The organism is Hydrogenophaga sp. (assembly GCF_018780385.1).
GTDB lineage: Bacteria > Pseudomonadota > Gammaproteobacteria > Burkholderiales > Burkholderiaceae_C > Hydrogenophaga.
In genome coordinates, this window is sequence record NZ_JADMJO010000013.1 from 108358 (window position 1) to 125037 (window position 16680).

The 16680-nt window shown below is 64.6% G+C and carries 17 protein-coding genes; 11 read left to right on the plus strand and 6 right to left on the minus strand.

Annotated features, from left to right (window positions below; translation table 11 throughout):
* Positions 1 to 309 precede the first annotated feature (309 nt).
* The 7 genes from IV113_RS07215 (at position 310) to IV113_RS07245 (ending at position 7118) form a co-directional block, all read left to right on the plus strand.
* The gene (locus tag IV113_RS07215; protein WP_291082274.1) at positions 310 to 1728 is read left to right on the plus strand and encodes an FAD-dependent oxidoreductase; all 1419 of its coding nucleotides are present in this window, start codon (positions 310 to 312) and stop codon (positions 1726 to 1728) included.
* Entirely contained in the window at positions 1725 to 2543 is an 819-nt protein-coding gene (locus IV113_RS07220; protein ID WP_291082276.1) for a DUF1365 domain-containing protein, read from the plus strand. The genes IV113_RS07215 and IV113_RS07220 overlap by 4 nt, the downstream gene beginning before the upstream one ends.
* Positions 2540 to 3769: a cyclopropane-fatty-acyl-phospholipid synthase family protein gene (locus tag IV113_RS07225; RefSeq protein ID WP_291082279.1), complete on the plus strand. Its 1230-nt coding sequence runs from the start codon at positions 2540 to 2542 to the stop codon at positions 3767 to 3769. Before IV113_RS07220 ends, IV113_RS07225 begins: the two co-directional genes overlap by 4 nt.
* Before the next feature lie 10 nt (positions 3770 to 3779).
* The gene (locus IV113_RS07230; protein ID WP_291082281.1) at positions 3780 to 4355 is read left to right on the plus strand and encodes a chalcone isomerase family protein; all 576 of its coding nucleotides are present in this window, start codon (positions 3780 to 3782) and stop codon (positions 4353 to 4355) included.
* Positions 4356 to 4396: 41 nt separating this feature from the next.
* Positions 4397 to 5692 (plus strand): MFS transporter, encoded by a 1296-nt coding sequence (locus IV113_RS07235; protein WP_291082328.1) that lies wholly within the window; start codon positions 4397 to 4399, stop codon positions 5690 to 5692.
* A 9-nt stretch (positions 5693 to 5701) separates the two neighbouring features.
* Positions 5702 to 6241 (plus strand): DUF3833 domain-containing protein, encoded by a 540-nt coding sequence (locus tag IV113_RS07240; RefSeq protein WP_291082285.1) that lies wholly within the window; start codon positions 5702 to 5704, stop codon positions 6239 to 6241.
* Between the two features lie 61 nt (positions 6242 to 6302).
* Positions 6303 to 7118, plus strand: a complete 816-nt coding sequence (locus IV113_RS07245; RefSeq protein ID WP_291082290.1) for an SDR family NAD(P)-dependent oxidoreductase — start codon at positions 6303 to 6305, stop codon at positions 7116 to 7118.
* Between the two features lie 15 nt (positions 7119 to 7133).
* Here IV113_RS07245 and IV113_RS07250 read toward each other — a convergent pair whose 3' ends face one another.
* On the minus strand, positions 7134 to 7748 hold the full coding sequence (locus IV113_RS07250) for a glutathione S-transferase N-terminal domain-containing protein (protein WP_291082293.1): 615 nt from the start codon (positions 7746 to 7748) through the stop codon (positions 7134 to 7136).
* Positions 7749 to 7859: 111 nt separating this feature from the next.
* Between IV113_RS07250 and purB the strand changes: the two genes are divergently transcribed.
* Positions 7860 to 9296 carry an adenylosuccinate lyase gene (purB, locus tag IV113_RS07255; protein WP_291082296.1) on the plus strand — a complete coding sequence of 479 codons (1437 nt, stop codon included), beginning with the start codon at positions 7860 to 7862 and terminating at the stop codon, positions 9294 to 9296.
* A gap of 97 nt (positions 9297 to 9393) precedes the next feature.
* Here purB and IV113_RS07260 read toward each other — a convergent pair whose 3' ends face one another.
* Positions 9394 to 9795 (minus strand): DUF3717 domain-containing protein, encoded by a 402-nt coding sequence (locus IV113_RS07260; RefSeq protein ID WP_291082299.1) that lies wholly within the window; start codon positions 9793 to 9795, stop codon positions 9394 to 9396.
* A 416-nt stretch (positions 9796 to 10211) separates the two neighbouring features.
* On the opposite strand from IV113_RS07260, the gene IV113_RS07265 reads away from it, so the two are divergent.
* Both IV113_RS07265 and IV113_RS07270 read left to right on the plus strand, forming a co-directional pair.
* A complete protein-coding gene (locus tag IV113_RS07265; RefSeq protein WP_291082302.1) occupies positions 10212 to 10937 on the plus strand; it encodes a TerC family protein in 726 nt (241 codons plus the stop codon).
* 103 nt (positions 10938 to 11040) lie between these two features.
* The gene (locus IV113_RS07270) at positions 11041 to 11385 is read left to right on the plus strand and encodes a phage holin family protein (protein ID WP_291082305.1); all 345 of its coding nucleotides are present in this window, start codon (positions 11041 to 11043) and stop codon (positions 11383 to 11385) included.
* 101 nt (positions 11386 to 11486) lie between these two features.
* Here IV113_RS07270 and IV113_RS07275 read toward each other — a convergent pair whose 3' ends face one another.
* Positions 11487 to 13130: a M48 family metalloprotease gene (locus IV113_RS07275; RefSeq protein WP_363318588.1), complete on the minus strand. Its 1644-nt coding sequence runs from the start codon at positions 13128 to 13130 to the stop codon at positions 11487 to 11489.
* 126 nt (positions 13131 to 13256) lie between these two features.
* Here IV113_RS07275 and moaC point away from each other — a divergent pair, with 126 nt between their 5' ends.
* Positions 13257 to 13757, plus strand: coding sequence for a cyclic pyranopterin monophosphate synthase MoaC (gene moaC / locus IV113_RS07280; RefSeq protein ID WP_291082308.1), 501 nt, complete (start codon positions 13257 to 13259; stop codon positions 13755 to 13757).
* Between the two features lie 18 nt (positions 13758 to 13775).
* Here the strand turns inward: moaC and IV113_RS07285 are convergent, their stop codons facing one another.
* The 3 genes from IV113_RS07285 to IV113_RS07295 form a co-directional block, all read right to left on the minus strand.
* Positions 13776 to 15332, minus strand: a complete 1557-nt coding sequence (locus IV113_RS07285; RefSeq protein WP_291082316.1) for an O-antigen ligase family protein — start codon at positions 15330 to 15332, stop codon at positions 13776 to 13778.
* A gap of 30 nt (positions 15333 to 15362) precedes the next feature.
* The gene (locus tag IV113_RS07290) at positions 15363 to 16190 is read right to left on the minus strand and encodes a hypothetical protein (RefSeq protein WP_291082319.1); all 828 of its coding nucleotides are present in this window, start codon (positions 16188 to 16190) and stop codon (positions 15363 to 15365) included.
* A gap of 3 nt (positions 16191 to 16193) precedes the next feature.
* The coding region (locus tag IV113_RS07295; RefSeq protein WP_291082322.1) for a pilin at positions 16194 to 16680 on the minus strand (487 nt) is incomplete at its 5' end.

Genomic DNA, 16680 nt, shown 5'->3' on the forward strand with positions numbered 1-16680 from the left:
CACAATAAAACCATTCAGTCTAATTTAATCAATCCCACCGCCATGTCCGCCCCAGCTTCCGACTCGAAAAGCCCACAGAAAAGAACCGCCCGGAACTTTTCAGGCCCCGCTTTTCTCTCAGTTTCGAAGCCGGTCCACGGACTGACCACCGAATTCCGTTTTGCACTGCGAAGCCTGCCGGGTCCCCGCGATCCGGCTGAAATCCCGAGGCGCTTCTCCTCCTCCTCCCTCCCTCCCTTGTTCGTTTCGGGGCGCTTCGCAGGCTTTTGTATCCCCACCAGCGCCGCTGGCGTGCGCTGAGGTCCGATGATGTACACGGACCACCACAGCGCCCCTGCCGGCCACACACCCGCCAGCCCCCGCCCGCCACACCCACCCCGCGTGGCCATCGTCGGCTCCGGCATCTCCGGGCTGGCAGCGGCACACACCCTGCGCGGGCTGGCCGACATCACGCTCTTTGAAGCGGGCGACTATTTCGGCGGACACACCCACACGGTCGACATGACCCTGCCCAATGTGCATGGCGTGACCACCACATTCGGCGTGGACACCGGCTTTCTGGTGCTCAACGAGCGCACTTACCCCAACCTGCTGGCGCTGTTCGCGCAGCTGGGCGTGCCCATTGCCAAGTCCGACATGTCGTTTTCGGTGCAGGCGCCGGGTGCTGCACCGGGTGGTGGTCCGCTGGAGTGGAGTGGCTGCAGCCTCTCCACGGTGTTTGCCCAGCGCCGCAACCTGCTCAATCCGCGCTTCCTGCGCATGCTGGCCGACATCGTGCGCTTCAACCGCATCACGACCCGGCTGGCCGAGCAGGGCGCAGACCTGCGCGACAACAGCCCGCTGCTGCAACCGCTGGGCGACTTCCTGCGCGCGCAAGGTTTCTCAAACGAATTTCGCGACTGGTACTTCCTGCCCATGATGGGCTGCATCTGGAGCTGCCCGACCGACCAGATGCTGGCCTTCCCTGTGGCCACCATGGTGCGCTTCTGCCACAACCACGGTCTCATCCAGGTGACCAACCGCCCGCAGTGGTACACGGTGGAGGGCGGCGCGCGGCAGTACGTGCAGAAGATCACCGCCAACATCGCCGACAAGCGCTTGAGCACGCCGGTGCAGCAGGTGCTGCGTGACGGCCGAGGCGTGCGCGTGGTCACCGAAGGGCACGTCGAGCGGTTCGACGCCATCGTGCTGGCCTGTCACAGCGATCAGGCCTTGCGTCTGCTCGGCGGTGAAGCGTCGGCCAACGAACGTGAAGTGCTGGGCGCCATCCGTTACCAGCCCAACCGCGCTGTGCTGCACACCGACCGCTCGGTGCTGCCGAAGAGCGAGCGCGCCTGGGCCGCCTGGAACTACGAGCGCTCGGCGAGCACCAGCGTGGAGTCCGCGCAGGTCTGCCTGCACTACCTGCTCAACCGCCTGCAGCCGTTGCCGGTGATGCAGCCGGTGGTGGTCTCGCTCAACCCGCAGCGCGAGATCGCAGCGAGGCACGTGGTGGGCGAGTACGCCTACGACCATCCGGTGTTCGACCTGGCCGCCATCCGCGCGCAGGCCCGCGTGCCGGCCCTGCAAGGGCAGCTCAACACCTACTTCGCGGGCGCCTGGACCGGCTATGGTTTCCACGAGGACGGCCTGAAGTCGGGCCTGCACGCCGCGCGCGCCCTGATCGATGCGCATCGGTTGGCGCCCACGGCCCAATGCACGGCTGCACTGCCTGGGGTGTTCGCTTGAACGCGGTCGCGCAGATCGGTTTTGGTCAGGTGCGCCACACGCGCCACCGTCCGCAGCGCAATGCGTTTGCCTACGCCACCTATTTCCTGATGCTGCCCATGCGCAGTCTGCGCAGCCAGGGCCCCGGCGCGTTGGCGCGCAACCGAAGCGCAGCGCTCAGTTTTCACGACGCCGATCATGGCGACGGCCGCACCGACAGTCTGCAGTGGCTCGACGAGGTGTTGCACCAACACGGCATCGACGACGCACACGGCGAGGTCTGGCTGCACACCTACCCGCGCGTGTTCGGCTACACCTTCAAACCGGTGAGCTTCTGGTACTGCCACCGGGCTGACGGCACGTTGCGCGCCGTGCTGGCCGAGGTGAACAACACCTTTGGCGAGCGCCACTGTTACCTGCTCGATGCGCCGCGCTACGGCCAGCCCTGTGAAGCCACCAAGGTGTTCCACGTTTCGCCGTTCTGCCCGGTGCGCGGGCGCTACCGATTCGTCTTCATGCGCAGCGATCACCCGCGCCAGCGCACCGTGGCACGCATCGACTACTTCGACGATGTCAGCGACGACGCCAGCGAACAGCCCCTGCTCAACACCAGCGTGAGCGGTGAGTTGCGGCCGCTGGATGCGCGAAGCCTTCGCCGCGCCCTGTGGTCGTACCCCGCCATGACATTCGGCGTCATGGCCCGCATCCACTGGCAGGCCGCGCGCCTGTGGATCAAACGCGCGCCCTTTTTCCGCCAACCGCCCGCCCCGGGCGAATTCGTCAGCGCCGCTCCCTTGCCCGCGACTCCCGTGAACGCCGAACACAGCCACCCATGAACAGCTCCACCGCTTCCACCAGCCCCGCCGGTTTTTCGCTGCCGCGCAACGCACCGGCCGCCGCGCGCACCACGCTGCAACTGCTGCAACGGCTGGTGCACGGCAGCCTCACGCTGCAGTTGCCCGACGGCTCGGTGCAACGCTTCGGCCAGGTCGACGGCCCGCACGCGAGCATGAAGCTCAACAACTGGAACGTGTGCTCAGCCGCGCTGAAGTCGGGCGACATCGGTTTTGCCGAAACCTACATTGCCGGCGACTGGACGACATCGAACCTGCCCGCGCTGCTCTCGTTGCTGGTGGCCAACCGCCGCGAGGTGGAGGATGTGATCTACGGCTCGTGGCTGGGTCGCTTCGCCTACCGCATCAAGCACCTGCTCAACCGCAACAGCAAGACCAACAGCCGCAAGAACATCCACGCCCACTACGACCTGGGCAACGCGTTCTACCGTCTGTGGCTCGACGACACGATGAACTACTCGTCGGCCTGGTTCGAGAGCCCCGAGCAGACGATGGAGTCCGCGCAGCATGCCAAGGTGCGCCGCGCACTGCGCATGACCGATGTGAAGCCCGGCGACCGCGTGCTGGAAATCGGCTGCGGCTGGGGTGCGCTGGCCGAGAAGGCCACCACCGAGTTCGACGCCCACATCACCGGCGTGACGCTGTCCACCGAGCAGCTCGAGTTTGCCCACGAGCGCATGCGGCGCATCGGCCGTGAAGACCGGGCCGATTTGCGGCTGCAGGATTACCGCGACATCAACGACGCGCCGTTCGACGCGATCTGCTCGATCGAAATGGTGGAGGCCGTGGGCCGTGAGTACTGGCCCACCTACTTCCAGACCGTCGCGCGCCTGCTCAAGCCGGGTGGCAAGGCTTGCGTGCAGAGCATCGTGATCGACGACGCGCACTTCGAGCGTTACATCAAGGGCACCGACTTCATCCAGCAGTACGTGTTCCCCGGCGGCTGCCTGCCGTGCCCGAGCGAGTTCCGCGCGCAGGCGGCCAAGGCCGGCTTGGAGGTGGTGGACGAATTCGCTTTCGGGCTGGACTACGCACGCACGCTGGCCATCTGGCGCGAACGTTTTCTGCACGAGCAGGAACGCGTGCTGCAGCTCGGCTTCGACCAGCGCTTCCTGCGCATCTGGGAGTTTTACCTGGCGTACTGCGAAGCCGCGTTCGAGCAGGGCAACACCGACGTGGTCCAGTACATCTTGCGCAAGCCCACCTGAGACCGACGCCGTGAAACGCCCTGTCCTGTGCACCCTCCCTGCGGTTTTCGCACTGGCATTCTCCAGTTGGGTGTGGTTGCCAGCGCGCGCACAAACAACACCGCCCGAACCCACGCTGAGTGCGGCCTTGCAGGACAAGACGTCGGTGGGCAAGGCACGCCTGCGCTACTGGGGCTTCGACGTGTACGACGCGAGCCTCTGGGCGCTGCCGGGTTTTGACGCCCGCCAGTTCGAGAACCAGCGCTTCGGCCTGGAGCTGGCCTACCTGCGCGACTTCAAAGGGGCCGACATTGCCGAGCGCTCGATCGACGAGATGCAAGGCCTGGCCCCCATCGAGCCAGCCCAGGCCACGCGCTGGACGCAGGCCATGAGCAGCCTGTTTCCCGACGTGAAGCGCGGGGACCGCATCACCGGTGTGCACGTGCCCGGCAGCGGCGCGCGCTTCTACTTGAACGGCAAACTGCTCGGTGAGGTGGCGGACGACGCCTTCTCGCGGCTTTTCTTCGGCATCTGGCTCTCGCCCAAGACCTCGCAGCCGCGCATGCGAGAGACGCTGATCCAGGGCACGGGCGGAACACCTCGATGAGTCTTGCTTCAGCCTCGTCCCAGGAACCGGCAGCGCGCTTCATGGGCGCCGGCGCCTGGCGCCGAGGCCTGGGCTACGGCCTGCTCGGCCTGCCGCTGGCGTTCGTGGCGCTGCCGCTCTATGTGATCCTGCCCAACCACTACGCCCGCGAGTTCGGGGCACCGCTGGCGCTGCTCGGGCTGGTGCTGCTGGCTGCCAGGCTGGTGGACGCGGTGCTCGACCCCATCATCGGCCGCTGGTGCGACCGCCTGTTCGCGCGCTCGATTGGCGCCGTGCTCGGCGCATCGGCCGCGTCTGCCGTGGTGCTCGCACTCGGCCTGTGGGGCTTGCTGTTTCCGCCCACCGCCGTGATCGCCGCCGGTACCTCCGTGCTGCTGGCCTGGGCCGGACTGTTGATGGCCATCACCTACACCGCCTACAGCGTGGTGGCGGTGGCGCACCAGTCGTGGGGCGCGCGCCTGGGTGGCAACGAGGCGCAGCGAAGCCGCGTGGTTGCCTGGCGCGAGGGCTTGTCGCTGCTGGGCGTGTTGATTGCCGCCGTGCTGCCGGCCACGCTGGGCCTGGGCGCGACCGTGTCCACCTTCGCCGTGCTGCTCACACTCGGCTGGTGGACCTGGAGTCGGTCGGCCACACCCATTGCCCTCAAGGCCACGGGGCCGACCCAGCACCTCGGGGCCTCGCCCCTGCGCCAGCCCGCCTTCCTCCGGCTGCTCGCGGTGTTCGTGATCAACGGCACCGCCAGCGCCGTGCCCGCCACGCTGGTGCTGTTCTTCGTGCAGGACCGCCTGCAGGCATCCGCCTCGGTGGAACCCGCTTTCCTCGCCACCTACTTTCTGTGCGCGGCGCTGTCCATCCCGCTGTGGGTGCGGCTGGTGGGCCGCATCGGGCTGGCGCGCACCTGGCTGGTCGGCATGGGACTGGCCGTGGCGGTGTTCATCTGGGCCGCCACCCTGGGCGCGGGCGACGTGGTGCCCTTTCTCATCGTGTGCGCGCTCTCGGGTATCGCCCTGGGCACCGACCTCACGCTGCCCGGCGCCATGCTCGCGGGCCTCATCGGCCAGTTGGGCGAACGTGGTCAACGCGAAGGTGCTTACTTCGGCTGGTGGAGCTTTGCCACCAAGCTCAACCTGGCCCTGGCCGCAGGTCTCGCCTTGCCCCTGCTCGCGCTGTTCGGCTACGAGCCCGGCGCGCGCGACTCGGGCGCTCTCCAGACATTGACCATTGCCTATTGCCTGCTGCCTTGCGCGCTCAAGCTGCTGGCGGGCGGCGCGCTCTATGCGCTCGTGATCCGGCCCGAACGCGCCGGCCTCGTGCCGCAGACCTCCCTTCCTTCCTGAGACCACCCCATGCAAAGACGATTGCTGCTCGCCGCCGGCATCACCTCCGCCGCTGCTCTCGCGGGCTGTGCCGGCCCTCAGGTTGGCCAATACGCCAGCGAAAAACCGCTGTTCGACCTGCGCACCTATTTCAACGGCACGCTCGACGCTTACGGCGTGTTCACCGACCGCTCCGGCGCGGTGGTCAAGCGCTTCACCGTGGTGATGGTGTGCACCTGGGACGGTGACGACGGCGTGCTGGACGAGACCTTCAACTACAGCGACGGCACCAGCGGCAAACGCATCTGGCGCATGAAACACCTGGGCAACGGCCAATTCAGCGGGCGGGCCGACGACGTGGTGGGCGAGGCGCGCGGCGAACAGAAGGGCAATGCGTTCCGCTGGGCCTACACGCTGTTGCTGCCGGTGGATGGCAAGACCTATGAAGTGCAGTTCGACGACTGGATGTATCTGATGGATTCGCGCGTGATGCTCAACAAGGCCGAGATGAGCAAGTTCGGCGTGCGCCTGGGCGAGGTCACGCTGTCGTTCGTGAAACGCGCGCCATGAGCGCAGCGCCGGGCCGCCCCAAGCCAGCTCGCACCGCAGTGCGCAGCACGAAGGTTGACCAATGAGCACGTCGGGCGGCTTCTCGCTCTTCAAGCCCATGAACCCGCCCATCACCGACTGGCGCGGCCTGCGCGTGTGGCTGGTGGGTGCCTCCAGCGGCATCGGCGAAGCGACCGCATCGGCCCTGCATGCGCGCGGCGCGCAGGTGCTGGTGTCGGCGCGCAGCCAGGTGGCTTTGGGCCGTTTTGTGCAGAACCATCCACCGCAACACGGCGTGAGCGCGCAAGCCTGGCCTCTGGACGTGACCGACGCCGCTGCGGTGTCGGCCACGGCCCGCGAAATCCTGGCGCAAGGGCCGCTGGATCTGGTGGTGTACTGCGCCGGCCACTACCGCGAGATGCGCGTCACCGAGATGGACATGGCCGACCTCAAGCGGCACATGGACATCAACTACCTGGGTGCGCTGCACGTGATCGACGCCATCGTGCCGGCCATGGGCGCGCGGGGCCGCGGCCACATCAGCCTCATCAGCAGCGTCGCGGGTTTCCGCGGCCTGCCCAAGAGCCTGGCCTATGGCCCGACCAAGGCCGCGCTGACCAACCTGGCCGAGAACCTCTACCTGGATCTGGCGCCCCTGGGCGTGGGCGTAAGCGTGGTGCACCCGGGCTTCGTGCAGACGCCCCTGACCGCGCAGAACGACTTCACCATGCCCGCGCTGATCACACCGCCGCAAGCCGCGCTGGCCATGGTCAATGACTGGGGCCGGGGCGTGTTTGAAGTGCACTACCCCAAACGCTTCACACGCTGGATGAAGCTCCTGCGTCTGCTGCCCTACCGCGCCTACTTCCCCGCAGTGCGCCGGGCCACCGGCCTGTGAGCACCGACGGCGTGCTCAGGCTGGCTTCGTATCGATGAAGCTCGGGCGTTGATTCAGCTTCTCGGCCAGACGCGCCAGGTTCGGGTAGGGCGTCCGCCAGTCGATCACGGGGAAGCGGAAATCCAGGTAACCCAGCGCGCAGCCCACGGCCACGTCGGACAGGCTCAAGTGGATGCCTGAGCAGAATGGCTTCTCCCCCAAGCCCTGGCTCATGCTTTTCAGGCTCGCGTCAATCTTGGCCATCTGACGGTCGATCCAGGCGCTGCAGCGCTCCTGGTCGGTGCGCCCGGCCCAGTTGGATTCGAGGCGGGCGAGGATGGCGGCATCGAGCACACCGTCGGCCAGCGCTTCCCAGGTTTTCACCTCGGCGCGTTCGCGGCCCTGGGTCGGGATGAGCTTGCCCACCGGTGAAAGCGTGTCGAGGTACTCGACGATCACGCGCGAGTCGAACACCGCCTCGCCACCTTCCATGACCAGGCAGGGCACCTTGCCCAGCGGGTTGGAGGTGCCGATCTGCGTGTCGGCCGACCACACGTCTTCCTGGACGAAGTTGTAGTCCAGCTTTTTCTCGGCCATGACGACGCGCACTTTGCGCACGTAAGGGCTGGTGATGGCGCCGATGAGTTTCATGGAGGACTGATGGGTGAAGACGGTTGCCCGTGGGAACGCGATTTTAGCCAGCCCAGCCCCCGGTCCACCTGACAAGGTCCATCGAAAGCCCTCGGCTCCTACAATCGCCGGATGCGCCCGACCACCCCCTCTCCATCCGCCTCCACCCCCTCGGCGGCTGCCGCCTCTGCGGCCCTGTCACCCATTTCCGCCCTGTCTCCACTGGACGGTCGCTACGCCGGCCGCCTGGGCCACTTGCGCCCGTTCATGAGCGAACTGGGCTACATGCACCGCCGTGTCCAGGTGGAAATTGCCTGGTTCATCGCACTGTCCGACGCCGGCCTGGCCGAATTCAAGCCGCTCTCGCCCGGCGCGCGCACCTACCTCATGGGTCTGGCGAAGAACTTCAGCGAGGCCGATGGCCAGGCCATCAAGGACATCGAGAAGGTCACCAACCACGACGTCAAGGCGGTGGAGTACTGGATCAAGTCCAAGTTCGAGGCGCGGCCCGAGCTGGAGAAGGCTGCCGAATTCGTGCATTTCGCCTGCACCAGCGAAGACATCAACAACACCAGCCACGCGCTGCAGCTCAAGGGCGGACGCGACGCCGTGCTGTTGCCCGCGCTGGACGCGGTGATCACCAAGCTGCGCGAGATGGCCCACGCCTTTGCCGCCGTGCCCATGCTCAGCCGCACCCACGGCCAGACCGCCAGCCCCACCACGGTGGGCAAGGAAATCGCCAACGTCGTGGTGCGACTGGCCGCCGCGCGCGACAAGATCGTCGGCGTGAAGCTGCTGGGCAAGATGAACGGCGCGGTGGGCAACTACAACGCCCACCTGAGCGCCTGGCCCGACTTCGACTGGGAAGCTTTCAGCCGCAACGTGATCGAGCAGCCGGAACCGCTCGGCCTGGGTCTGACCTTCCAGCCCTACAGCATCCAGATCGAGCCGCACGACTACATGGCCGAACTGTTCGACGCCATCGCGCGCACCAACACCATCCTGATCGACCTCTCGCGCGACATCTGGGGCTATGTGAGCCTGGGCTATTTCAAGCAACGTTTGAAGGCTGGCGAGATCGGCTCGTCGACGATGCCGCACAAGGTCAACCCGATCGACTTCGAGAACGCCGAAGGCAACCTGGGCCTGGCCAACGCGCTGCTGCGCCACCTGTCCGAGAAGCTGCCGATCAGCCGCTGGCAGCGCGACCTGACCGACTCCACCGTGCTGCGCAACATGGGCGTGGCGCTGGGCTACGCGGTGCTGGCCTACCACTCGATGGGTGTGGGCCTGGGCAAGCTGGAGCTCAACGAAGAAGCGCTGGCCGACGACCTCGACCATGCCTGGGAAGTGCTGGCCGAGCCGATCCAGACCGTCATGCGCCGCTACGGCGTGTCAGGCGCTTACGAAAAGCTCAAGGAAGTCACGCGCGGCAAGACCGTGACGGCCGAGGCGCTTCACGGGCTGATCCGCAGCCTGGAGATTCCGGAGTCGGAAAAAGAGCGGTTGCTGGCGATGACACCGGGCAGCTACACCGGCAAGGCGGCAGAACTCGCCAGAAGAGTTTGAGAAAAGGACCCCCACGCTTCGCCGCTGCGCGGGTCGCTGCCCCCCAAGGGGGCTGAGCCTGCCTTGGGGCGGCCCGGCGGCAGTCTCGGTGCCTCCCTCAGCGCGCCCGCTCCGAATAGCGGTTGAACCGCCAGGCGTCGTCCTCGATGGTGATGCGCCGCCAGCTGGCGCGCTTCTCGCCGGGCGTCATCTCCGTCCAGCGCTGCACTTCATCAAAGGTGCGGCCGCAGCCCTTGCACACCTCGTCGCCCTGGCTGGTGGAGCAGATGGCGATGCACGGCGTGTCGGGCGTGGTGTCGTACCAGGCCATCCAGGCCTCACGTGCGGCAGCCGGCAAGGTCGCCTCGTCGGCCTCGGTTTCGCGGAAAAACACCATCAGCGCATACACCTCGGCCAAAGCGCGCGTGGGCTTGGCCAGCGAGATGCCATCAGGCGAGGGTGAGCGCTCACGCCAGTAATTGATGGCGGCTTCGATGTCGGTGATGTGGATGCCGGCCATGGGTGGTCTCTTGAGGGAGGCCGATCATAGCCAGATTGGCTGTTCCACCAGCGGTGCGCAGGCGATCACGCACAGGGCGCTGTGGTAAGTGCGTATCGTGGCAAACCGGTGCAGGCCGGTACAATCGCGGGCTTCGAAGGGGAGTAGCTCTCCGTTCCAGCGCAACATGGCCTCGTGCCCCGACCGCTGGACATTCGGTTTGTCGTCAATACGAAGCCCCGGCTTCCGGCAACCCGGGCCTGGTGACCCAGTCACCCGGTCGAGCAAGACCTTTGATGGACTCCCTCCGGGTCGATCAAGGCGCAGTCCTCCCCCTTCGCAAGCGCAGCAGCGCACGCAGGCGAGAAAGACAGGCACCAGTCGATCACGAGATGTCTCACGCCTTGCTCTTTTGAACATACGACAACGAGGAATTTATGGATTTCCTGACTTCGCCTGCGTTCTGGGTCGCCCTCGGGCAGATCATCATGATCGACATTCTGCTGGGCGGTGACAACGCGGTCGTGATCGCGCTGGCCTGCCGCAAACTGCCTCCCGCGCAACGCACCAAGGGCATCATCTGGGGCACCGCCGGCGCCATCGTCCTGCGCGTCATCCTGATCTTCTTCGCGATGACGCTGCTGGCCCTGCCGTGGCTCAAGTTCATTGGCGCGCTGCTGCTCGTCTGGATCGGTATCAAGCTGATTGCCCCTGACGAGGACGGCCATGGCGATGTGGCCACCAGCGACAAACTGCTGGCCGCCATCAAGACCATCATCGTGGCCGACCTGGTGATGAGCGTGGACAACGTCATCGCCATCGCGGGTGCCGCGCAAAACGCGGGCGAACACCAAATGCTGCTGGTGGTGCTCGGCCTGCTGATCTCCATCCCGATCATCGTCTGGGGCAGCCAGCTGGTCATCAAGCTCATGGCGCGCTTCCCGTTCATCATCACGGCCGGCGGCATGCTGCTGGGCTGGATTGCCGGCGGCATGCTGGTGTCCGACCCTGTCCTGGCCAACCCGGACAAGTGGCAGTGGATGCTCAAACTTCCGCAGAACGACATCGTGAAGTACGGCGCGTCGGTCGCCGGCGCCCTGTTGGTGCTGGTCATCGGCAAGATGGTGGCGGCGCGTCAGGTCAAGACCGCAGAAGCTCACTGAAAGAGCCCATCAAGGGGCGACACCCTGCGGCCTGGCAGAGCCAGTTCCGCAGGGTCCCGGGCTGACATGGGTTCGTGCACTGCGGCGCTGCTATGCTGCCGCCATGAAACTCATCGTCAAATGGCTGCTCGCAGCCTGCGCCCTGCTGCTGGTGGCCTACCTCTACCCGGGCGTGCAGATCCAGAGCTTCACGGCCGCGCTCATTGCCGCGGCTGTGATCGGTTTGTTCAACGTGGTGTTGCGCCCGGTGCTCGTGATCCTCACGCTGCCGGTGACCGTGATCACCTTGGGCCTATTCCTGTTCGTGATCAACGCCCTGCTGTTCTGGGCCGCTGCCAGCCTCATGAACGGTTTTGGCGTCAACGGCTTCTGGGCCGCGATGCTGGGCTCGCTGATTTATTCCGCGCTCATGCTGGTGGTCGACACAGCAGTCAAATCGATGTTCTAAGCCCCCCACGCTCCGCCGCTGCGCGGGTCGCTGCCCCCCAAGGGGGCTGGCCCCGCCTTGGGGGCGGCCCGGCGGCGGGTCCGGCGCGCCCCAGTCGGCGCTCAGCGCTTGCTGGCCTCTTCCTCGAGCACGCTCTCGCGCAGCAGCGCTTCCACCTCGCGCCGCCGGCTGTCCACGATCGCCAGTTCCATCGAGTCGACGCTTCGCTGGGCCACGGGCAGGGATTGCGCCGCGCGGAAGCGATCGGCCGCGCCAGCGTAGTCGAGCTGGGCTGCACGGGCCTCGGCCTCAGCCCGCACCGCGCGCAACGACTGCCCCTGGGCCTGATAAGCCCGCGCCAAAGTCTGCCAGGCCAGCGCGTCGCGCGGCTGCAGCACCACCCAGCTTTGCAAACGGCTCACCGCCCGCTGCGGCTCCCCCGATGCAATCGCGGCCTGTGCGCCGAGCATGACGCCGGCGCGCGAACCGCTGCCCAGAGACCGGTCCCGCAACTCGGCCAACAAAGCGGTCTGCGCCGGTGTCGCCGGCGTCGTGGCCGGCGACAGCAGCAACTCCAGCATCAAGGCATCGGCCACAAACCGGGCGTCGGGCGCCGCCGTATCGCGCAGCTTCTGCGCCAGCTCCAGAGCGCGGTCTCGCTGACCCAACCGCAAAGCCGCCAGGGCGGCGGCGTAACGTTCGCCCGGCGTGGCATTGGAGTTCTGCCCGATCTGCAACCAGCCGCGCATGCGGTCGGGCCCGTTTTCGGCCAGCACCCGGGCGCGGGACGACATGAGCGTGTGCACTGCCACGCTCGGGCCAGGCCGCCCAGCAACGGCGGGCTGGCGGGTGCCAGCGGCGCCGAAGCCAGGCAGATCCAGCTTGAGACTTGTCCCGGCATCGGGCGCCGCAGGGCTCGAAGCGGTCGCGGGGTGTGTGGCCGGCGCTGCCGCAACAGGCCCCTGCGGCAGGCGTGCCCGCATGTCGGCGATGCGCTCGCCACTCAGCGGGTGGCTGCGGAGATAAGGGAAAGCGCCGTCATCGTTCAGACGCGCCGCCTGCTGCAGCTTGTCGAACATGGTCACAAAACCCTGGCCGTCGAAGCCGGCACCCGAGAGCACCCCGAAGCCCACGCGATCCGCCTCACGCTCCATGTCGCGCGAGAAGTTCAACTGCGACTGCGCGGCCACCGCGGTGCTGCCCGCGATCGCCGCGCTCGCCACCTGCGTGTTCGACCCCGCAGCCAAGGCGCCCAGGATCATCGCGCCCATCATCCAGGGCGCCATGCGCTCTTCGCGCGTCATCAGGCGCGCGATGTGCCGCTGCGACACGTGGCTGAGTTCATGCGCCAGCACGGAGGCCACCTCTTCCGGTCGCTCGGTCACCGCCAGCAAGCCCAGGTTCACACCCAGATAACCGCCCGGCAAGGCAAACGCATTGACCGTGCGCTCGCGCGAAATCATCAGCTCCCAGGCCATGCGCTCGGCCAGCTCCGGCGGCACGTCACCCCGAGCACGTGCCGAGCCCAGCAGGGGCTGCCACAGTGCCTGCAGGTAGTCCACCAACAAGGGGTCGTCCAGGTAGTCCGGGTCCTGGTAGATCGACCGCGCGATGCGGTCACCCAATCGACGCTCCGCCGAAATCGACATGCCCTCGGCACCGCCCAAGCCGGGCAAGGTCGAGGCATTGGTTGACTCGGGGATGCCCTGCGCGCTGGACAAGGCGGTCGGCAACAGGGTTGCCGACGCCAGGATGAGTGCGCCCACGGTCCAGGGCCGAAGTCGGCGCGGGGGCGCCAAGGTTACCGGCCGTGAGGCAGAGAGAGTGAAACGCATCGCCGTATGATGCCGCCAAGCCGCTCCGGTTCAGTCAAGCACGTGCAAAACACACCCATGTCCGTTACAAATCAGCCTCCGTCCGGCACGCTCACCCACTTCGATGCGCAGGGCCAGGCCCACATGGTTGACGTGGGCGACAAGGCCAACACCCGCCGCGTGGCCGTGACCGAAGGCCGCATCACCATGCTGCCCGAGACCTTGGCGCTGATCCAGGCCGGCAACGCCAAGAAAGGCGACGTGCTCGGCATTGCTCGCATCGCAGGCATCCAGGCAGCCAAAAAAACCAGCGATCTCATCCCTCTGTGCCACCCGATTGCCCTGACCCGCGTGGCAGTGGAATTCGAGATCGAGCCTGCCACCCACAGCGTGCTGTGCCGCGCCACAGCCGAGTGCACAGGGCAGACCGGCGTGGAAATGGAAGCCTTGTCCGCCGTGTCGGTGGCTTTGCTCACCATCTACGACATGTGCAAGGCGGTGGATCGGGGGATGGTGATTGGGGGGGTGCGGTTGATGGAGAAGAGTGGGGGGAAGAGTGGCGTCTTCACCGTTGTCTGAACTCCGCTCTAAGACCGCTTACTTGGTCGTCTTGAAGGGGACGACAGATTCACGAGCCGCTTCCCATTCCGCATAGTCTTTGGGCCAAGCAGCTTGAAAGCGTTCAGAGTGAAGTGCCACGAGGTCGTTACGGGCGGCCATTGACGCTGCAGCGATCACCTGCTTGATAACACGTGGATCAGGGGCGGTCCGCAAAGACTCCAGTGCTCCGACGAGCAGTCGCTCAGCGTTCTCTGAAGTGGCGGGTGTCGTGACCACCTGAGCAATCAACACATGCGATTTGAAGAGAACGGTGTCCCGGGTGCGGTTGAGGGTATCTTCCTTGTAGTAAGGCAACCGCCATTGCAAGGGCAAATAGAGCTGGCTGACTTTCAGATAGTCCCAAGAAACAAATGCCAGCAGGGAAAGTAACGCAAAGGAAGCAGCTACCCAAGCCCTTGGTCTGGAGCCGATCACAACACCAACCCGGGTGTCTGGTTCTGGTAGTGGCTGCTTTTCATCGATCATCAAGAGCAATATGGCCTGGATAGCCAGCATTTGAAACACGCCAAACCAAATTGGGTACTCAACCATGCTGTGGAAAGCGATGGCTATCAATATCCCCCACCCAAGCCGTTTACGCGGCTCGATGGCGTTCCACGGTTTGATCTTGAAGAATGCAACTGTGGCAAGCCCCAAGCCGGTGATTGCGAAAGGCAGCCCCATCGTGACTGCCATCTGTAGAAAAATATTGTGCGCATTGGACATCTTTTCGCAGTAGCGCACACCATCAAAGAGCGTGATGTATTGCGCGTACATCAGCTCACCCGCGCCCCAACCCAGCCAAGGCTTCAAACTGATCAAATGAAGCACATTCGCCCACACCACCTTTCGGCTGGAACACCCGACGTCACCGCTAAAGCGCCCCAAGAGATTTCGATCAATTGTGATGCCGCGCAATACTTCCAGCAACCAAGGCAAGAGCTGTGCAATCGCAAGGTAGAACACGCTCAATGCCAAGGCGAGCATTACATGCGCTCTTCGTTGTGAAGGGCTCCAATAGATAACAACACAACAAAATAGAACCAGTTGAATCATGCCTGTTCTAGATGCCGTGGCGGCCATGGCGGTTAAAACGAATGCCCCCAAGGCGGTGGCAAGCACCGGCATCAGTTGGCGGGTTTTCGTCAGGTACCACAGCGCCCATATACCTGAAGCCAACAAGGTAGCAAGCATGTTGGTCTGGTGCACATTGGCCGTCACATATCCAGGTGGCGTGAGCGCAATCCAGATACCGAAAAATTCTTCGTAGTCAAAGTATTGGATCAAGGCCAGCAATGAGCTCCCGACCGCAGCGACGACAAGACCCCAGGCGACGATCCAGTCGATCCAACCACGGATCCAGGGGAAGAGTCCGACAAGTAGTGCTCCACAAGTCCACGCAAAAATGTCCGGCAACATGGCAGGCAAGGGACCCGCCAGGATGGGCCAAAACCAGGGAGCTGCGACCAGCAGCGCCGCGAATGGCATCAGCAGACTTCGTGGGGGAGATCTGTCTGTGCTTACTTGGGCAGAGAAGGTTTCTGTGGCGTTCATGGATGCCCAGTAGTTGTTGGCGACTTGCGATCACCAACCATCGATAGGAAGCCAACCGACAGGTTGGGCGGTTTGCAGATCCAACAGAACGATCCAGTCGGTGTTGAGGTCTCCAACCAAGGGAAGATAGCCCAACCGCTCTTCGGACAAACCGGTTGCCCGAACACCTCTGAGTAGCGCATCCTTCGGGGTTGAGGCCTTCTTTTGAAGCTCGGAAAGTGGCTTGCTGGTCGAACGAAGTTGAATGGTCTGCATCTCATACTCAACCCATCGCGAAGGGCGAAAGGCGGGATGAAAACCTCGGATCGATTCCTGAACACTGCTCAAATAGTCAGGTTCCGTGGGCGCAGAGAGGCGCACGCCCACAAAATGCGGCCCGGTCCACGAGAGAGTCTGTAGTGGAATGGGTGCCTCGGCAATTCGCGCAATGTCGACATCCATGGCCTGTACAACACGAAATCGGTCGCCTTCAAATGCCAGATACACTGGACGCGTCTTTGCAATCTGAACCACCCCGTAACCGAGTGCTGTGAGTTGTACCGTAACGATCAGCGCAATATCGATGCGCCATTTGAGGTTGGACTTTTTAGTATCGAAAAGAACGAGGGTGAGCCCAGGCCCACAGACCAAATCGACCAACATCAGGACCACGAAAAGTCCGATTCCTCCAGTCAATCGATACAGCTCAGCGGGAAACCACACCAAGAACACATAGGTTGCAACGCCCAGAACCCCCAAGAGACTGATGCAGAAATGCACAAAGGCAACTCGGCTGGCTGCTTTTAGTCGTGCGGATAGTGACATGGCTGTTTCAGGCAAAAAAAAGGAGCGCCGCAGCGCTCCTTGATTATCAAGCAAGGATTACTTGCATTCGGCGGGGGCAAAACGGGCAGCCAGAGTACCTGCAGCCGCACCAGTGAAGCTGCCAGCATCAGCGCCCGCTACCATGCAGCGCCAAGCCACCGACTGGGCTGGTGGGACGAAAGCGGCCGTTGCGTCAGGCAGCGGCGTGCCGGCTGGTGCGTGAGGCGTGAGAATCACGGTGCCGCCACCTGCGGCGGGCGTGGTGGTGACGGTAATCACACCAGTTGCTGGCGTAATCGCAATACCGGCCACGTTACGTGTTGCAGCAGGGGGGGTGTAGCCATTGGAATAGCCGTTCGATGCCGAAGGAATGCCGGAAGCCAACACATCTTGAATATTTACCTTGGCAGCAGAGGCGCCCACCAGACCTTCCGACACTCGAGCACGGACCGTGTAGTCCTGATAAGCCGGCAGAGCCACGGCAGCCAAAATACCGATGATGGCCACCACGATCATCAGTTCGATCAGGGTGAAACCTTTTTGC

Excerpts from the sequence above, each read along its gene's own strand:
- moaC (WP_291082308.1), top strand. The coding sequence starts at position 13,257 with ATGTCCGTTACAAATCAGCCTCCGTCCGGCACGCTCACCCACTTCGAT.
- purB (WP_291082296.1), top strand. The coding sequence starts at position 7,860 with ATGCGCCCGACCACCCCCTCTCCATCCGCCTCCACCCCCTCGGCGGCT.
- IV113_RS07250 (WP_291082293.1), bottom strand. The coding sequence starts at position 7,748 with ATGAAACTCATCGGCGCCATCACCAGCCCTTACGTGCGCAAAGTGCGC.
- IV113_RS07260 (WP_291082299.1), bottom strand. The coding sequence starts at position 9,795 with ATGGCCGGCATCCACATCACCGACATCGAAGCCGCCATCAATTACTGG.
- IV113_RS07235 (WP_291082328.1), top strand. The coding sequence starts at position 4,397 with ATGGGCGCCGGCGCCTGGCGCCGAGGCCTGGGCTACGGCCTGCTCGGC.
- IV113_RS07225 (WP_291082279.1), top strand. The coding sequence starts at position 2,540 with ATGAACAGCTCCACCGCTTCCACCAGCCCCGCCGGTTTTTCGCTGCCG.
- IV113_RS07270 (WP_291082305.1), top strand. The coding sequence starts at position 11,041 with ATGAAACTCATCGTCAAATGGCTGCTCGCAGCCTGCGCCCTGCTGCTG.
- IV113_RS07285 (WP_291082316.1), bottom strand. The coding sequence starts at position 15,332 with ATGAACGCCACAGAAACCTTCTCTGCCCAAGTAAGCACAGACAGATCT.
- IV113_RS07265 (WP_291082302.1), top strand. The coding sequence starts at position 10,212 with ATGGATTTCCTGACTTCGCCTGCGTTCTGGGTCGCCCTCGGGCAGATC.
- IV113_RS07245 (WP_291082290.1), top strand. The coding sequence starts at position 6,303 with ATGAGCACGTCGGGCGGCTTCTCGCTCTTCAAGCCCATGAACCCGCCC.
- IV113_RS07240 (WP_291082285.1), top strand. The coding sequence starts at position 5,702 with ATGCAAAGACGATTGCTGCTCGCCGCCGGCATCACCTCCGCCGCTGCT.
- IV113_RS07215 (WP_291082274.1), top strand. The coding sequence starts at position 310 with ATGTACACGGACCACCACAGCGCCCCTGCCGGCCACACACCCGCCAGC.